A 17,108-nucleotide genomic window follows, 5' to 3' on the forward strand; every position below is an offset into this window, starting at 1 on the left:
CTGCATTGAGTTATCATAGGAGGCAAGATCATGATGATATCGATAATTATTCTCATAAACTCACACCCTTCATAAGGACTCTCATTGGTCGAGCATTCTACTTGATGCATCAGTGCAATAAAAGTCAATCGGACGGTTCTGCGATAATTTTATTCGAGAATTCTCAGCAAACTTTCGTTAAATTACCCTCTATGATTATAGACTTGAGTAACACGCTTTAAATTGTCATATAAACATTGCCATATTTATAATCGACAAAATGCCAAGCTTTCTTACTACCAAGGGTTACCGTATGAAAATGTCTGCTTTTTTTCGCTTACTTCCCCTCTCCGGTGTTTTACTGACTGCCTGTACAATCACGCAACCCCCTATGGGCAAGGGATCAGCGAACACACCACAATGGCACGCCCGTGAACAGCAACTGCAAAAATTAGGGCACTACCAAACCCGAGGTTCTTTCGCTTATCTGGCAGATGAGAAAAAAGTGTACGCCCGATTTTTCTGGCAACAATATTCACCTGACAATTATAAGCTACTGTTACTTAATCCATTGGGTACAACAGAATTGGAATTATTCGTCGAACCGAATATGATTCAGATCACTGACAATAATGGTAAAAAATATCTCAGTGATAAACCCGAATCTTTAATTTACCAACTGACCAATATGAATATTCCTCTGGATAATCTAAGAAGCTGGATTATCGGCCTGCCTGGTAGTGCCAAAGATTTTCAGTTGGATGCAAACTACCTGCTTAAATCCGTCAGCGACAAAAAAAAGGGTGAGATTTGGCGCGTAAATTATCAAGGATACGATACAGCGATCACGCCAGCCTTACCCACCCGACTGGAGCTTACGCAAGGAAACAACCGCATAAAATTAAAGATGGATAACTGGACGATTCAATAATGACTTTAACCTGGCCTTCTCCGGCAAAATTGAATTTATTTTTGTATATCACAGGGCAGCGACCTGACGGCTACCACGAACTGCAAACCCTGTTTCAATTTTTAGATTATGGCGATGAAATCACCATCTCCCCACGTCAAGATAACCAAATCAGCTTGCTGACTCCGGTTACAGGTGTCGCCCATGATGACAATTTAATTGTGCGGGCAGCTCGATTATTGCAGAACCATCTATTACAAAAACGTGCTGTACCGAATCAAAATACGAATATTCAATCTGTCACCGAACATTTGGGCGCCGATATTCGCGTTAATAAATGTCTGCCGATGGGCGGAGGGTTAGGAGGTGGCTCTTCCAATGCGGCAACGGCATTAATTGCCCTCAATCACCATTGGCAAGCCAATCTGTCCGATGATGAATTAGCACAGCTTGGCGTATGCCTTGGGGCAGACGTTCCTGTCTTTGTCAAAGGTCATGCTGCTTTTGCCGAAGGTATTGGAGAAAAACTCCAGCCTGCTTCCCCGGAAGAAAAATGGTTTTTGGTTGCCCACCCTGGAATTGAAATATCAACCCCAACAATTTTTACTGATCCTGAATTAAAAAGAAATTCTCCGATTCGCTCTCTACCCGCATTATTACAGGCACCATTTGCAAATGATTGTGAACCAATCGCAAGAAAACGTTTTCGTAAGGTTGAACAGCTTCTTTTATGGCTGTTAGAATACGCACCGTCACGCCTGACTGGAACCGGTGCATGTGTTTTCGGCGAGTTCGAATCAGAAGCATCGGCCCGTAAGGTGTTAAATGAAACTCCAGAGTGGATGCAGAGTTTTGTTGCGCGTGGCGTTAACATTTCTCCATTGCATACATTCCGCTCTGGGATACCCATGTTATTGAACCAATGAGCAATATTTGTTTGATTGGTCAACAATATCTCTCTGGACGCAAGCCTGAGGTTTTTCTCGTGCCCGATATGAAGCTTTTTGCTGGTAATGCCACACCTGAACTAGCACAACGTGTTGCCAACCGCCTGTACACTAACCTGGGAGACGCTGCTGTCGGTCGTTTCAGCGACGGAGAAGTCAGTGTTCAAATCAATGAAAATGTACGCGGTGGTGATGTTTTCATTATCCAGTCTACCTGTGCACCAACCAACGACAACCTGATGGAATTAGTTGTTATGGTCGATGCGCTACGTCGTGCTTCTGCTGGTCGTATTACCGCTGTTATTCCTTACTTCGGTTATGCCCGTCAGGATCGCCGTGTCCGTTCGGCACGTGTACCTATCACTGCAAAAGTTGTTGCTGATTTTCTGTCCAGCGTTGGTGTAGACCGTGTTCTCACTGTTGACCTACACGCCGAGCAGATCCAAGGTTTCTTTGATGTTCCAGTTGATAATGTATTTGGTAGCCCAATCCTTCTGGAAGATATGCTCCAGAAAGAGCTGGAAAACCCGATTGTTGTCTCTCCAGATATCGGTGGTGTTGTTCGCGCCCGTGCGATTGCCAAGCTGCTAAACGATACAGATATGGCTATCATCGATAAACGTCGCCCACGTGCAAATGTTTCTCAAGTGATGCACATTATTGGTGATGTTGCTGGCCGTGATTGCGTTCTGGTAGATGACATGATCGATACAGGTGGCACACTGTGCAAAGCAGCTGAGGCATTGAAAGAGCGTGGGGCGAAACGGGTGTTTGCTTATGCGACCCACCCTATTTTCTCTGGCAATGCAGTGGAAAACATCAAGAACTCAGTGATCGATGAATTTGTAGTCTGTGACACAATTCCTCTGTCTGATGAGATTAAGGCGTTGAACAAAGTTCGCACTTTGACACTGTCTGGCATGCTTGCTGAAGCCATTCGCCGTATCAGCAATGAAGAATCAATCTCTGCGATGTTTGAGCATTAATGTTTACGTTTTAGCGTCAATATTAAGCTCTAACTTATTCAAGTGATTAAATAAATCATTGCTTGAAAAACCCTGTTGCTGTATTTGCAGCAACGGGGTTTTCTGTTTTTTTAATATACTTAGCTAATGTTTTCACTCTGAATTAATAACCATTAAGAATAGTATCACATCAAAAATAATTAAAATTATCAAAAAGTTAACCTACTGACTTAAAATTCACCCAATGAAATAAAACGATTAAATAGCCATATAATCTAATATTAATGTCCCATAAACATTTCAATCCATCTGGTACGTCCAGTTCCGAACGCTCTAACAATACTGGTATCATGGAATAGTTACTGCTAACCTGTCGCACGCTTAATGGCACTGGTTTTATTTCCTTACATCACACAACAGTATCGGAAAACAGGTATTATTTCTTCTCTAAAAAATAAATTATTCTAATAGATAGGCTATCAATATCCAGGGATGAAAGGGATAATTTTCGACTGGTTATTTTATGTATTCACTTAAGCGTTGAATTTTTCAAGATCGCATTATCCATAAAAAATGCAAAGCAACATGGAAGTTCAATAACCGGGAACCATAATTAATCGTAGGCAGCCGTTACCTATAAATCAGCTGCCTTACATAGGTTTATTTCAATATTAAACATATCAACATCTCTAACCTGCTGAGGAAGAGTTGCAGGATGCTTTTTGTTCAAAAACCAGCTTTTCCAAAGACAAGATGTTGATTAATAGCAAAAACTACTTTAAGGAGAGTGCCAATGAAAAAGGCATTTTTATTTACACCTGCACTGCTAGCGCTTTCAATTAATGCTATTTCTAATGCTCATGCTTATGATCGAGTCTATGTTTTTGGGGATAGTTTGAGTGATGGTGGAAATAACGGACGCTATACCACAGATGGCGCGACAAGCCAGTTATATGATGAGTATTTTACTCAACACATTACAGACACAACGCTCATTCCATCCAAGGATGGTGGAACTAATTATGCGCAAGGTGGGGCTATGGCGATTAAACACAACTTTAATACGCAAGAGCAGGTAAATAGATACCTTAATAGCCAAAATGGAAAAGCGGATCCTAACGGTATCTATATTCATTGGATAGGTGGGAACGACCTTGCTAAGGCTTTGGAAGACGCCTCAAAAGAAAAAAATCCACTAGAAGGTCAAAAAGTTGCCGCTGGCATTGTCATCACTAGCGCTACCGCAGCTGCAAATCAAATCAATCAACTTGTCGAAAAAGGAGCGGGCCTTGTTATCGTACCTACAGTTCCTGATGTTGGCACTACTCCTAAGCTTTTGGATAGCCTAATAAAGACAGGTTTGGAAGGTAAAGGCGTTCCCAAAGATACGATTAATTATGTTCTACAAGAAGTTCATGCAGAACTTAATAAACATGAAATTCCCAATGCTCAGGCGCGTGATTTTGCTCTAAAAAAAGTGTTTCATGAGTTAGCACAAAAAGGTGCAGAGCTAATTAAAGGGGTTTCTGCTGAAGAAATTGAAAAAGAACTGACAAAAGGCTATGAAAAAGCCAGTCAAGATGCTACAGAACTCACAAAGCGCTATAACGATCTAGTAGAAGAAAAAATCAACAAAAAAAATAGCAATATTTTGCGTGCCGATATCAATGGATTGCTACATGAAGTTATCGCCAACCCTATGATTTATGGCATTAAAAATACATTAGGCTATCCTTGTCCACTCACTGTGGGCGCCAATAATGAACTGAGTGCGGACGCCAATAAATGCTCGTCCAACGACCCAGAATTTACTAAAGACAAAGAATTTTTATTCTCTGATTCTTTCCACCCAACCCCGTTGGGACAGAAGATTATGGGCCAATACATTACCTCTATCTATATTGCCCCATCACAGGTAATGACCCTAACTCAAGTTAACCGTGCCCCTGTTAAAAATTCCCTCTCTTCCCTTGATGGTCACCTGCAACAACTGCGTAACGGGGGCAACGAACAGGGTAAAATCGGCGTCTTTGGCGGCTACACTGGCAACCAAGATAAAACCTTTACACTGGGTAGCGATTATCAGCTGATAGATAACCTGCTGTTCGGCGCCATGTACTCTAACTATAAAGAGGAACGCTCACCCATTGCTGACTTTTCTTATGAAGGCCGTGGTCATGTTTTGACAGCGTATACATTATGGAACTATTACAACAATGGTTGGTTAAGCGGCGACTTCCATTATTCACGCACTAACTATGATAGCCTGACTCGTACCATCCAGCTTGGCGAAGCGACACGCAGGGAAACCGGTTCTACCACGGGTAAACAATGGGGAGCACGCATTACCGCTGGTTGGGATATTCCTGTTACTCACTATCTGACCACCAGCCCAATCATCCAATATGTCTGGGATAAAGGTGAAGTCGATGGCTACCGTGAATCGGGCAACAATCGCACCTCCATGCACTTTGGCGATCAAGACTACACCTCTAAAGTTGGCACCCTGGGTTGGCGCGTAGATACTAAACTAGGCCGTTTCAATCCTTATGCCTCTGTCCAGTTTAATCACCAATTTGGTGATACAAGCTACAAACTGAGCAGTGCCATTAACTCCACCGAAACTTCTTTTGTGCAGGAAAGTGGCAAGCAGAGCACAAACTGGCGTCAATATACTGTCGGCGTGAACGCGAACTTGGTCAATAACCTGCGCGGATTCGCTTCCGTCACCCGTAATGACGGCAATAGCCAAGATCCTAGCTACAATTTCAGCTTAGGTATCAACGCAAGTTTCTAAGAAAGCATTTATTCAGGGACGCAAGGCAAATGACTGCCTTGCGTTTTTGTTTAATTATCACCCAAACGTTAATGCCTTGTTTAATTTTTGTATATGTAATTGGAAGTAGTATCGAACTGAAACAATCAGAAAATCAGCCATTAACCCAAGAAAAATGAGCAAATGCCCTTTTAGATCAAGGTGTTTTGGCTGGCATGAAAATAATGCGCTGTTTTTTCAGGAGAACTACATGAAGAAAGCACTCTTTTTAGTATCAGCCACGGCCGCACTATTCGTTAACCTCATGACAAATGCTTATGCCTATAACAATGTGTATGTTTTTGGGGATAGCTTAAGTGATGGTGGGAATAACGGTAGATTTACAACCGATGGCAAAAATGCTGAGCTATATGATGAATACATAGCCCGAAACCTCACTGACAAAAAATTGGCACGCTCTAAAGACGGCGGAACCAATTATGCCTATGGCGGTGCAACCGCTAACGGCTCTGGCAATCCTATCTGGGATTATGTTGCTCCCCCAACACAAAAACAACTCGATAACTATTTGCAGTCACATTCTGGACGGGCTGATCCGAATGGATTATACATACATTGGGTAGGCGGCAATGATGTAGCTATTGCTCTGCAAGATTTAGCGAAAGGCGATAAAGAAGCAGCACAACGTCGGATAAATGATAGTTCTGCATCCGCGGCATCGCAGATCAATCAACTTATTAAGGCTGGCGCGGGTTTAATTATTCTACCTAATATTCCCGATATTGGAACAACCCCCAAAATTATGGAAGCCGTACTTACAAGTGCTTTAAAAAAAACCCAATTACCTGATGACAAAATCGCCCAAATTTTGAAACAAGCTCACGAAGCCATCAATAAGTACCCCACACCGAATAAGGAAATCAGAAATAAAATTCTCCAGGGAGTTTTTAAAAAGATTGCTGAAGGGGCTTCTCCCCAGGATCCAGAAGAAGCGAAAGAAATTTATCGCCAATTGCTTGATGCTTATGATAATACCAGCAAAATTGCTTCCCAATTTTCTAACGAATATAACCAAAACGAAGAGAATCAACTCATTCACGGCAATATCCTTTTTGCCGATATCAATCATCTCTTACGGGAAGTCATTGAGAATCCGACTATTTATGGTATTGCTAATACCCTTGGTTATGCCTGTCCACAAGGTATAAGAGCAGATGAGTGTTCTTCTTCCAAGCCTGACTTTGATAAAAACCAACCCTACTTGTTTTCCGATAATTTCCATCCAACTCCTTACGCACACAAAGTCATCGGCCAGTACATTGTGTCGATCTACAACGCCCCTTTACAAGTGATGGCGTTGAACCACATCAACCGCACCCCAACCATAACCGCGCTAAGCTCACTTGACGGTCACCTGCAACAGCTTCGCAATGATCATCAGGCCAAAGGTAAAGTTGGCGTATTCGGTGGTTATACCGGCAATCACAATAATACCCTCACATTGGGTAGCGATTATCAATTGACAAATAATTTACTATTAGGCGCCACAATTTCACGTTATAAAGATGAACAAAATGCAACACCTAATTTCAACTATGCCGCTACTGGTCATGTCATAACCGCTTACACACTCTGGAACTACTATGGTAATGGATGGCTGAACGGTGATGTCCATTATTCACGGACCAATTACGATAATCTGTCACGCTCCATTCAGCTTGGTCAAGCCACTCGCAGGGAATCGGGTTCAACGATGGGCTCACAGTGGGGTTGGCGGATTACAGCAGGTTGGGATATCCCTATCACTCGTTATCTGACCACCAGTCCAATCATCCAATATACCTGGGACAAAGGGGATATTGATGGTTATCGTGAAACAGGTAACAACAGCACCTCCATGCATTTTGCCGATCAAAATTATCATTCCAAAGTTGGCTCGGTGGGTTGGCGAGTAGATACTAAACTAGGCCGTTTCAATCCTTATGCTTCTATTCTGCTCAATCATCAATTCGATGATGAACGCTATACTCTTCGCAGCGCGATCAATGCGACCAAAACAAGTTTCGTCCAACAGGGAGAAAAACAGAATAGAGATCATGTCCAATATACCGTCGGTGTTAATGCCAATCTGACCAATGACTTTCGCGCATTTGCCGCCGTATCACATGAAAAAAATGATAATGAACCGAATCATGACTACTATTTCAATCTCGGTTTCAATGTCAATTTTTAATACACTGAACATTTAACAATAAGGATAAGGCGGTAATTGTTACCGCCTTATCCAAAATCAAAATAATCACGAATGTCGCTGTTTTTTACGGCAATAACGTTCATCGTAATTCTTCAGCCACCAATACTTATCAGTAACCTGTTCTCGGCCGCCAATACTGGCTCCTACCAACCAAATAAATGCTCCAACAAACAATCCCATTAATGAGAGGCTTGTCAAAAACTCCGAAAGACCAAAACTAAAGATATGGCTAAGCAATACATAAGCTAAGCTAATAAACATTGCCGCCATTCCTGCTCCCATGAGAATATTGCCAAAAATAAAAGCCTTTTTACGTCTCATAACCAACCTCCAATACTTTTTGTGAACGCTAATTTGCAAATACAACGAACGCAAAAGCACGAAAGTAGATATCTTCTTTAAAATTAATTATAGACTTAACATATGAAAGGTTATTGCGGGGGTGATCACAACCTGTACAAATTTAAGCCTAATCTTTTACATTCCATCAGAATAATCTTTGTTAAATGAGTTTTGTACTCAAGCCTTGAGATAGGTAAACTAATCTCCTTTTGTTCTATTGCCAATAAGCGAAATTAAACCGTGAGTAACATAAAATTAATCGTTGGCCTGGCAAACCCTGGAGCCGAATATGCACAGACCAGACATAATGCCGGAGCATGGTTTGTCGATTTGTTAGCACAACGCTATAACCAATCCCTGAAAGAAGAGAATAAATTTTTTGGCTATACCGCCCGTATCAACGTTAATGGACAGGATATTCGTTTACTGGTACCCACCACTTTCATGAACCTTAGTGGTAAATCTGTCCTTGCTCTTGCTGGATTTTATCGTATTCAGCCGGATGAAATCTTGGTTGCACATGACGAGCTGGATTTGCCGCCTGGGGTGGCAAAAATGAAACTCGGTGGTAGCAATGGCGGTCATAATGGCCTAAAAGACATCCAGAATAAACTTGGAAATAATCCTAACTTCCACCGTCTGCGTATCGGTATTGGTCATCCAGGCGATAAAAACAAAGTCGTAGGCTTTGTCCTTGGCAAGCCTCCTGCCAGCGAACAAAAACTGATTGACGATGCCATAGATGAAGCGTTGCGCTGTACTGACATCCTTATTAAAGATGGCGTGAATAAGGCAATTAATCGCCTGCATGCATTTAAAGCCAGCGTCTGACTGGCAGTGCATGGCGCATCGGGCTATTGCGTGTATAATAGCGCCAATTTTGTAAACTGACCGACAAGCCCATTCTTGTTGGTTTATAAGTGATTTAAGGTGATAAATATATGGGATTCAAATGCGGTATCGTTGGCCTGCCTAACGTTGGGAAATCTACATTATTCAATGCGCTGACCAAAGCAGGTATCGAAGCAGCAAACTTCCCGTTCTGCACTATCGAGCCAAACACAGGTATTGTGCCGATGCCAGATCCACGTCTCGATCAGTTGGCTGAAATTGTTAAACCACAACGCACCCTGCCAACCACTATGGAATTTGTAGATATTGCTGGTTTGGTAAAAGGTGCTTCAAAAGGTGAAGGCTTAGGCAACCAATTCCTGACCAACATCCGTGAAACAGAAGCGATCGGTCATGTGGTACGCTGCTTTGAAAACGACAACATTGTCCATGTTTCTGGTCAGGTTGATCCGGCCTCTGATATTGAAGTTATCAATACAGAACTGGCTCTGTCGGATCTGGATACCTGTGAACGTGCTATCCATCGTATACAAAAGAAAGCCAAAGGTGGTGATAAGGACGCTAAAGCGGAGCTGGAAGTCTTAGAAAAATGCCTTCCACACCTTGAACAAGCAGGTATGCTACGCGCTTTAAATCTGAGTACGGAAGAAAAAGCGATTATTCGCTATCTGAGCTTCCTGACCTTGAAACCGACCATGTATATTGCCAACGTCAATGAAGATGGTTTCGAAAATAACCCACACCTTGATACCGTTCGCGCCATTGCTGAAAAAGAAGGTTCTGTTGTTGTTCCCGTCTGTGCAGCGATTGAAGCCGATATCGCAGAATTGGAAGACGCTGACCGCGAAGAATTTATGGCGGAATTAGGTCTGGAAGAGCCAGGCTTGAACCGTGTTATTCGTGCAGGCTACCAGTTGCTGAACCTGCAAACCTACTTTACTGCGGGCGTGAAAGAAGTTCGTGCCTGGACGATCCCAGTGGGTGCAACCGCTCCACAAGCAGCGGGTAAAATCCATACTGATTTTGAAAAGGGCTTTATCCGTGCTCAAACTATTTCGTTTGAGGACTTTATCACTTACAAAGGTGAACAAGGCGCGAAAGAAGCGGGCAAAATGCGGGCAGAAGGGAAAGATTATATCGTTAAAGACGGCGATGTGATGAATTTCTTGTTTAACGTCTAATTTGCTTTTGTGGTCTCACAGTATCTCAGGATGATTCGTGAAGGCTGACAAACTCATCAAAATCCACGCCATTGCGTGGATTTTTTTATTTTACTTTCAGGAATATGCTGCATAATGCACTAATAATCATGGCCTTGATACGCATTAAACTTCAAGTTGCAATTTACAACACGATATGAAACGTGATTTCTCCCCCGCTTCGCGGGGAGAAATCACATGCATCTTAAAGTTAGATTGGTATAGATAAATAAGGAAATGAAAAATGAGTGTCTCTAATCAACAACCCGATAAAACAGAAATTGAAATCCAGCTACAGCAATTGTCTGGCAAAGTGGCCAAGTTAACTCACCCCAATACACACGCCACAAAAACAGTAATTCCTCAATTAACGCTCTGCTATTTGGAACAGCCAACTGATCCGGTTGGTTGGCTGTATGATCCCAGTATTATGGTTATTGCCCAAGGGACAAAACGGGTAACGATTGGTGATCGTTCATATTGTTGCGATCCCCAGCAAATCTTAGTGACTTCGACAAATATCCCCACCATTACCCAGATTTGCACCGCATCCAAGGAAAAACCTTTTTTTGCCTTGATGTTAAAACTGGATATTCAGGAAGTGTCAAAATTAATGGTTGAAAATAAGGTCACGATAAAGCATCAAACTCAGGATACATGTGGATTAGCCGTAACTTCTGCTACAACAGATCTTTTGGTCTGTTTTAATCGTCTATTGGATATATTAAACACACCGGAAGATATTTCCGTCCTCTTTCCCCTAATACATAAAGAAATCATCTATCGGCTACTGAAAAGTGAGTTAGGAGAACGTTTACAACAAATGGCTACCCAGGAAAGCCCAAGCCACCAAATCAGCCATACGATTCAATGGCTAAAAGAACACTTTGCTGATCCAGTTAAAGTCGAACAACTTGCTAAAATTGCCAAAATGAGTCTTTCTTCTTTTCATCATCACTTTAAGGCTGTCACTTCTATGAGTCCACTACAATACCAAAAATGGCTGCGTTTACACGAAGCAAGGCGCATATTACTGACCCAACACCACAATGTGACAACGACCGCATTTCAGGTTGGCTATGAAAGTACTTCCCAATTCAATCGTGAATATAGCCGTCTTTTTGGCGAATCTCCCTGCCGAGATATGAAACGGTTTCGGGTAACTCACCAGGGAAGAAAATAGATATAGCCGGAGCATTGGGCAACAATTGACAATAAATAGGCATACATTCAATCAAAACCAGTTCTAAGATAATCCTCAGTTTATCAATGGAATAAAACAGAGGATTATTATGGGTCATATTTTAGTTATTAATTCAGCAAAAAATTTTGACGTATCGAAAGGAGAGCTGAATAATGCTTTAACCGACGTTATCAAAGATCATCTGACAGAGATCGGTCATAAAGTTCAGGTAACACATGTAGATAAAGGTTATGACATCACCGCAGAAGTTAATAAATTTCTTTGGGCGGATCGTATTATTTACCAAATGCCGGGCTGGTGGATGGAAGCACCGTGGATTTTAAAGAAATATGTCGATGAGATTTTCCAGACTGGCCGCGGTGCCTTATTTAAGAATGATGGGCGAACCCGTCATGATCCTGCCAAAAAATATGGTTCAGGTGGCCTGATACAAGGCAAGGCTTATATGTTTTCGGTAACCTGGAATGCGCCACTGGAGTCATTTGAAGATCCCAAACAATTTTTTGAAGGAAAAGGCATTGACAGTGTTTACTACCCTTTCCATAAGGCAAATCAGTTTTTAGGTATGTCTCCAATACCAACATTTGCTTGTTATGATGTGATAAAAGACCCCAAAATTTATCAATATATTCAAATGCTTAAAAAGCATTTATCCGCATTTTTCTAACTACTGATTTATTTTCTATACCAATCTAATTTCAAGATGCGTGTGATTTCTTCCCGCTTCGCGGGGAGAAATCAGGTTTCATATCGTGTTGTAAATTGCAACTTGAAATTCATTGGGTATATACCAGATGGATTATTATTCCTCCCAAAATTATTTAATCAAAATAAAAATAACGTCATAAATTATCACTCATGAAATAAAATATTTCCTTAACGTCATTTAAGAAATAAATTCATCCAAAATATTTTCCTTATCTCTTTTGTGTTCATTTTTTCTATAAAATAATAAAAAACAAATTGTTAAAATACTGTAAATGAAATATCAACACAATAAAAAAATCAATAGTAAAAAACACAGAACACTTGTAAAAATGAGCATGTTGACATTAATACTAGTTCTCATGTCAACTCCGTTTATACATAGTTTATCGTTATGCTTTTATTCAATGTTAATCCCTAACTCTATGAGGTACAGATCATGAAAAGAAAATTAGCTGCTTGTATGCTTTCATTACTTATAGGAACAGTCGTCACAGCTAACGCAAATGCATTTATCTGTAAGGCATTTAACCCTACTATAGACAAGGCATGCGAAAGTGCATGTAATAAAATATCAAATGATGTCCTCCGAGGACTTTGCTTGTAATTTAGTTATAACATTGCACTATAAAAAAGCAATGATACTCTTATAATGACAGCATGAAGTCTTAAGATATAATGGTGGGAGTTTTTTGGTGATTTATTTATAAACATGTAATATAAAGACTCCCACTATTATTTATCATAATAAATTGGTTATTTCATTTCATTGAAATCCCTTAAGAAATTCATCCAAAATAGGGTTAAATAATTCTGGTGCTTCCCAAAACGGGGAATGACCAACGCCAGCCAAATTAAATACCTTGCCTTTCCAAAGATTTTGGTAATTCAAACCATTAATATAGTCAAAATTAATATAAGGATCATCTGCCCCATTAACAATCGCTAACGGTATTTTGCTGGTTTCGGCCAATAATTTTTGATCTGTTGCTTGAGGAGAAAGAAAAGCCTCAAACATATACTGCCGTGCCAATCCCTCTGTTCTTATCACGGCTTCAATCATAAAAGGCTCATAAGGAGCATTAACACCATAGGTATCAGATATAAAAATTTTGATATCTTCCTCAGTAAATTCCGCCTTGCCAGCAAGCCCTAAACCAGGACGAAAACCCAAAGCCACGTTATCTGCACCGACGGATACCGGCGGCGTACCGCAAATCATTAAGCCAATCATCTTAGGGAGCAACGCCAACATTTCCAATCCAATGTGACCGCCTAATGACCAACCCAACACCACCACTCTGTTAATACCTATTTTTTCCAATACCTCAATGACCATATGTGCATAACCAGGCATTGAATATACCTGACGTGGATCACTGGCATTTGATGATAAACCATGCCCTGACAAATCTAACGCCAAAACCCGATACTTTCCTTTTAACTGATTAATTTGATGACGAAATATTTCTTTACAACTTGAATTGCCATGAATTAACAAAACGGGCAATCCATTACCACCAGTATCTATTACCGATATATTTGCATAACGAGTTCGGATATTATAGTGATGAATATGATGATGTGTAGTAACCATTATTTATCTCCTCAAGAGTCAATAACAGATTGGTTTAAGGAAATGTTAGAAATTTCGACTGATCGACCGAATTAAGATTACCTTAGCGTTAATATAAATTTTATTTATAAAACCTGATTTTTTTATCCTCTGCAATATATACAGTACTCTTCTCTCACTTAAAATCTATCAGTGACTGCCTATTTGTAATGCCACGTATTTTTGCCCATGTCCACCAAGATTGAAGATATTCAATTGCATTAGCATCGTCCGGTGTTTCATAGAGTGATCGCTTAAAATGTTCACGAATTCCCATAAATGCTCCTTATATTTACTAATAGGTTTCTTGGATTCGCCCAATAAGTGCAATTTCTAAGAAAAGCGACACGCATCTTGAAGCTGGGTTGATATAGCCATTAAAAAAAATTCAATTTACCAATTGAATGATAGTAATGTAATATACTTAAAAGTCAATCACTATGGAGTCCATGATGACCATTTCAAATGTTACTCAATCGCGTATCCCGGTGGTAGTTTACCTCTTAGGAATCAGCCTGTTTGCGATGGGAAGCTCTGAATTTTTGATCTCAGGTGTGTTACCGAAAATTGCTGAGGACTTACAAATTTCTTTACCGTTGACAGGAACGTTAATTTCCACTTTTGCAGTAGGGGTTTTACTTGGAGCTGCCCCTATGGCAGTGGCAACACTACACTGGCCCAAACGCACAACGTTATTGATCAGTCAGGCGTTATTTATTGCCGCCACTGCCGCCGGAATGCTTTCACAAGGTTATTGGTCATTGTTAGTTAGCCGTATTGTGGGAGGAGTGGCTTATGCCGGGTTTTGGGCAGTCGCGGCAACGACAGCGGTTAATTTGGTCACCAAGGAGCACACCGCGAAAGCACTGTCCATTGTGGTGAGTGGGTTAAGTATGGCAATGGTGATTGGAGGGCCGCTTGGCACCATGATCAGTGATATTGCCGGATGGCGGGCGGGGTTTTGGGTGATTGCCGTGGTCACGTTGATTACCGCGATTGTCTTGTGGTTTATGCTGCCCGAGATACAACAGGGGCAGTCTCCCGCATTACATATTGAGTTAAAAACGATGGCCCGTCCCGGATTATGGGTGGCTTATGGTACGACAATCCTGACAACCGCTGCTTATATGGCAATCTTCGGCTATTTAGGAGCTCTGCTTATTGATACCAGCAAACTGACCGTCACCTGGCTTCCGGCGGTTCTCTCCCTGTTTGGTATCGGGGCTTTTTTCGGACTCACTATTGGTGGCCGTACAACTGATAAATACCCTTTCAGGACACTGATTATTGGCACATTGGGCGTTATGCTGATCTCTGTTGCATTAGCCTTTTTAGCCGAAAATTTGATTATCACCATTTGCCTAGTATTTTTGCTCGGTATATTCGGCTTCGTCGTCAATCCTGCGGTCATGAACCGGGTTTATACCATTGCCGATGGTGCCCCCACATTAGCCGGAGCAACCAATGTCTCTGCCTTTCAGCTTGGAATTACATTGGCCCCTTTACTTGCCGGGTTAGCTATCAATGCCGGTTATGGTTTAGCTTCTATTGGTTGGGTGGGCGCACTACTGGCAATGACCGCTCTTATTCCGATCCTGCTTGATTATTATGTAAATAAAGTAAAATGTTAGTGATACCCATTGTCTAAACCAATGACAAACCTCATTGAAAATCATGGGGTTTGTTTTTTTAACATTTGCCGCTTTTCATCCCTGAGCACATGTGATTTCTCAGCAATCCATTGGCACCTGATGCGATGATAATGGTGATTGCAATTAGCTCTTTGAATTTATAGGTTATCTCCCCAATGTTGAGGGGGTTGCCGTGTACAGCTTTTCAAAGGCAGATGCCATATCCGCTGACGCAAGCACCATCGTACTGATGGCATCAGAAAAAGTCGGGATCTGTTCATTCACGGTTTGTGTCTTACTCATTCTTTCCAGCCTTAATCATGAAGTTATCGATATGTCTTGTTCAAAACATATTCAACAAATACAACATTCAATATAACAATTAACTGTTTGATGTCAGGTATTCTAAGATAACCATAACCGTATGCATAATCATGACTAAGGATCCGATATGAGTGTATTAATTGAACTAACCGAAGCGAATTTTGATAGTGTTATCAATACGAAAGGGGTTTGCGTTGTCCGGTTCTGGGCACCGTGGTGCGGGCCTTGCCGTGTCGTTGCTCCTACATTCAGCCAATTATCAAACGACATGAAAGAGAACGCCACTTTCGGAGAGGTTGATATCGATGATTTTCAGAATATTGCCGTAAAATATAGTATTCGCAGTATACCCACGACATTAGTTTATAAAAATGGAAAACCCGTAGATTCTCTGATTGGCGTTGTTTCGCTATCACAATTTAAGAGTCTGGTTTCTCAAAATTTGTAGCCCTGTCTGAATTAATTCAGGAAATTATGGGGCTGATTTATTTTGTTAATCTCGCTTTAGATTCCAAGATTATCATTTACGGGTAAAACAAGGAGCATTTAATGTCTTTTTATACGAAAGTGCTAATTATAGGAACAGGCCCCGCGGGATATACTGCGGCGATATATGCTGCCAGAGCGGGTCTTTCTCCTATTGTAGTCTCCGGTGAGAAAAATAAATATCAGGCAGAGAGTATAATCATTGCAACCGGGTTAACCGTACGTTCTCTGGTGTATTTTCCGCCGGGGATGTTGCTGATGGCAAATATCGTCAGGCCATTACTTCTGCGGGTTAAGAGTGTATGGCGGAGTTTGATGCGGAAAAATGGTTACAGATTAATAATCGGTAACCATTGTTAATTTATATTCTATTCTCAACTTATTATGCTCTCAAATTAATATGTTTATATTTTCTCTATATCTCTTGGCCCAAAGCTAACTTTAGATTTTGTAGTAAAAACCTGACGTTTCTGTCAATTAGTAAAATACTATATAGATTTTTCGCAAACTGAAAATTAACATAGGATTACAAAATGAAAAATTCAAGATATATTACTTTATTATTTGTATTAAGCGCTATTTCATTTGGTTCATCGGCCGCAATTGAGGTCAGATCAGCTGTAGGAGAGAAAATTGGCGTTATTTCTATAACAGGAGCAGAGACTTTGGATGCACTCACTGATAAATTATCCAAAAAGGCTGATGAGGCTGGAGCAAAATATTTCCGAATTACTTCTGCTGTTGGTCAAAATTATTTAAATGGAACCGCCGAAATATATAGATAACTGATAGTGTCCCATTCAATAATGGCATTATCCTATATACCAATCTAACTTCAATATGCGTGTGATTTCTCCCCGCTTCGCGGGGAGAAATCAGGTTTCATAGCGTGTTGTAAATGGCAACTTGAAGTTGCATG

General features: G+C 41.0%; 16 protein-coding genes and 2 pseudogenes. 14 read left to right on the plus strand and 4 right to left on the minus strand.

Annotated elements, in window-relative coordinates; translation table 11 throughout:
• Positions 1 to 292: 292 nt before the first annotated feature.
• From lolB to IQ209_RS01260, 5 genes are all read left to right on the plus strand, one after another.
• The gene (lolB, locus tag IQ209_RS01240; protein WP_193848248.1) at positions 293 to 910 is read left to right on the plus strand and encodes a lipoprotein insertase outer membrane protein LolB; all 618 of its coding nucleotides are present in this window, start codon (positions 293 to 295) and stop codon (positions 908 to 910) included.
• On the plus strand, positions 910 to 1,815 hold the full coding sequence (gene ispE / locus IQ209_RS01245; protein ID WP_193848250.1) for a 4-(cytidine 5'-diphospho)-2-C-methyl-D-erythritol kinase: 906 nt from the start codon (positions 910 to 912) through the stop codon (positions 1,813 to 1,815). Before lolB ends, ispE begins: the two co-directional genes overlap by 1 nt.
• Before the next feature lie 59 nt (positions 1,816 to 1,874).
• Complete coding sequence (gene prs / locus IQ209_RS01250) at positions 1,875 to 2,822, plus strand: ribose-phosphate diphosphokinase (protein WP_120211349.1); 948 nt, start codon at positions 1,875 to 1,877, stop codon at positions 2,820 to 2,822.
• A gap of 772 nt (positions 2,823 to 3,594) precedes the next feature.
• A complete protein-coding gene (locus IQ209_RS01255) occupies positions 3,595 to 5,598 on the plus strand; it encodes an autotransporter outer membrane beta-barrel domain-containing protein (RefSeq protein ID WP_193848252.1) in 2,004 nt (667 codons plus the stop codon).
• A 229-nt stretch (positions 5,599 to 5,827) separates the two neighbouring features.
• Complete coding sequence (locus IQ209_RS01260) at positions 5,828 to 7,810, plus strand: autotransporter outer membrane beta-barrel domain-containing protein (protein ID WP_193848254.1); 1,983 nt, start codon at positions 5,828 to 5,830, stop codon at positions 7,808 to 7,810.
• 66 nt (positions 7,811 to 7,876) lie between these two features.
• Here IQ209_RS01260 and ychH read toward each other — a convergent pair whose 3' ends face one another.
• Positions 7,877 to 8,152: a stress-induced protein YchH gene (gene ychH / locus IQ209_RS01265; protein WP_193848256.1), complete on the minus strand. Its 276-nt coding sequence runs from the start codon at positions 8,150 to 8,152 to the stop codon at positions 7,877 to 7,879.
• 261 nt (positions 8,153 to 8,413) lie between these two features.
• Here ychH and pth point away from each other — a divergent pair, with 261 nt between their 5' ends.
• The 4 genes from pth (at position 8,414) to IQ209_RS01285 (ending at position 12,095) form a co-directional block, all read left to right on the plus strand.
• Positions 8,414 to 9,004, plus strand: coding sequence for an aminoacyl-tRNA hydrolase (gene pth, locus IQ209_RS01270; protein ID WP_193848258.1), 591 nt, complete (start codon positions 8,414 to 8,416; stop codon positions 9,002 to 9,004).
• A 110-nt stretch (positions 9,005 to 9,114) separates the two neighbouring features.
• Positions 9,115 to 10,206: a redox-regulated ATPase YchF gene (gene ychF, locus IQ209_RS01275; RefSeq protein ID WP_193848259.1), complete on the plus strand. Its 1,092-nt coding sequence runs from the start codon at positions 9,115 to 9,117 to the stop codon at positions 10,204 to 10,206.
• Between the two features lie 262 nt (positions 10,207 to 10,468).
• Positions 10,469 to 11,407, plus strand: a complete 939-nt coding sequence (locus IQ209_RS01280; RefSeq protein WP_193848261.1) for an AraC family transcriptional regulator — start codon at positions 10,469 to 10,471, stop codon at positions 11,405 to 11,407.
• 109 nt (positions 11,408 to 11,516) lie between these two features.
• Positions 11,517 to 12,095: an NAD(P)H-dependent oxidoreductase gene (locus IQ209_RS01285; protein WP_193848263.1), complete on the plus strand. Its 579-nt coding sequence runs from the start codon at positions 11,517 to 11,519 to the stop codon at positions 12,093 to 12,095.
• Between the two features lie 804 nt (positions 12,096 to 12,899).
• Here the strand turns inward: IQ209_RS01285 and IQ209_RS01290 are convergent.
• Positions 12,900 to 13,730: an alpha/beta fold hydrolase gene (locus tag IQ209_RS01290; protein WP_193848265.1), complete on the minus strand. Its 831-nt coding sequence runs from the start codon at positions 13,728 to 13,730 to the stop codon at positions 12,900 to 12,902.
• A gap of 154 nt (positions 13,731 to 13,884) precedes the next feature.
• A complete protein-coding gene (locus IQ209_RS01295) occupies positions 13,885 to 14,025 on the minus strand; it encodes a hypothetical protein (protein WP_193848267.1) in 141 nt (46 codons plus the stop codon).
• A gap of 172 nt (positions 14,026 to 14,197) precedes the next feature.
• Here IQ209_RS01295 and IQ209_RS01300 point away from each other — a divergent pair, with 172 nt between their 5' ends.
• Positions 14,198 to 15,379, plus strand: a complete 1,182-nt coding sequence (locus IQ209_RS01300) for a Cmx/CmrA family chloramphenicol efflux MFS transporter (RefSeq protein ID WP_228005641.1) — start codon at positions 14,198 to 14,200, stop codon at positions 15,377 to 15,379.
• A 165-nt stretch (positions 15,380 to 15,544) separates the two neighbouring features.
• Here IQ209_RS01300 and IQ209_RS01305 read toward each other — a convergent pair whose 3' ends face one another.
• Positions 15,545 to 15,682, minus strand: coding sequence for a hypothetical protein (locus tag IQ209_RS01305; protein ID WP_193848271.1), 138 nt, complete (start codon positions 15,680 to 15,682; stop codon positions 15,545 to 15,547).
• A 148-nt stretch (positions 15,683 to 15,830) separates the two neighbouring features.
• On the opposite strand from IQ209_RS01305, the gene trxA reads away from it, so the two are divergent.
• The 4 genes and pseudogenes from trxA to IQ209_RS01320 all read left to right on the plus strand — a co-directional run bounded on the left by trxA (position 15,831) and on the right by IQ209_RS01320 (position 16,974).
• Entirely contained in the window at positions 15,831 to 16,151 is a 321-nt protein-coding gene (trxA, locus tag IQ209_RS01310; RefSeq protein ID WP_193848272.1) for a thioredoxin, read from the plus strand.
• A gap of 101 nt (positions 16,152 to 16,252) precedes the next feature.
• Positions 16,253 to 16,369, plus strand: a pseudogene (locus IQ209_RS18165) (FAD-binding protein); the annotation flags it as partial.
• A 47-nt stretch (positions 16,370 to 16,416) separates the two neighbouring features.
• A pseudogene (locus IQ209_RS18170) lies at positions 16,417 to 16,485 on the plus strand (hypothetical protein); the annotation flags it as partial.
• 237 nt (positions 16,486 to 16,722) lie between these two features.
• A complete protein-coding gene (locus tag IQ209_RS01320) occupies positions 16,723 to 16,974 on the plus strand; it encodes a YdgH/BhsA/McbA-like domain containing protein (protein WP_193848275.1) in 252 nt (83 codons plus the stop codon).
• Positions 16,975 to 17,108: the final 134 nt, after the last annotated feature.

The organism is Xenorhabdus sp. BG5 (genome assembly GCF_015163665.1).
Classification (GTDB): Bacteria; Pseudomonadota; Gammaproteobacteria; order Enterobacterales; family Enterobacteriaceae; genus Xenorhabdus.